1 protein-coding gene is annotated in these 515 nt (G+C 72.4%); it reads left to right on the forward strand.

Features of this window, described 5'->3' with window-relative positions:
- Positions 1 to 504 (forward strand): IS110 family transposase (locus JMJ97_RS09475; RefSeq protein WP_260700116.1); only part of this gene is annotated, 504 nt, incomplete at its 5' end.
- Between the last annotated feature and the right edge of the window lie 11 nt (positions 505 to 515).

Here is a 515-nt window from a genome sequence, read left to right on the forward strand (position 1 = left end):
AGGGAGGCCCTCCTCGCCGAGTACAGGGCCGCCGTCGCGGCGGGCCCCCTCTCGGCGGAGGTCGAGGCGCTCCAGTCGATCAAGGGGTGCGGCTTCGCGCTCGCCGCCGCCTTCGCGTCCGAGGTCGGCGACTTCTCGAGGTTCCGCTCCGGCAGGCAGGTGACGTCCTACTTCGGCCTCGCCCCGAAGCAGAGGTCGAGCGCGGACTCCGTGCGCCTCGGCGGGATCAGCGGGGCCGGCAACGCGCTCGTCAGGAAGCTGGCGGTCGAGGGGTCCTGGTGCTACGCCCAGGCCGGCCACCAGCCGAAGCTGATGCCCAAGGGCTCCGGCGTCCCCCTCGAGATAAGGATGCACGGGAGGAAGGGGTCCGAGCGCCTGCTCCGGCGACGCGAGGAGATGCTCGAGAGGGGCATGCCCCAGGCGAAGGCGAACGCCGCCACCGCCGCCGAGCTCGTGAGATGGCTGTGGGCCCTCGGCACGATGTGCCGGGAGGCCGGCGAATAGACATAGCCCCC

The organism is Collinsella aerofaciens (assembly GCF_025289055.1).
GTDB lineage: Bacteria > Actinomycetota > Coriobacteriia > Coriobacteriales > Coriobacteriaceae > Collinsella.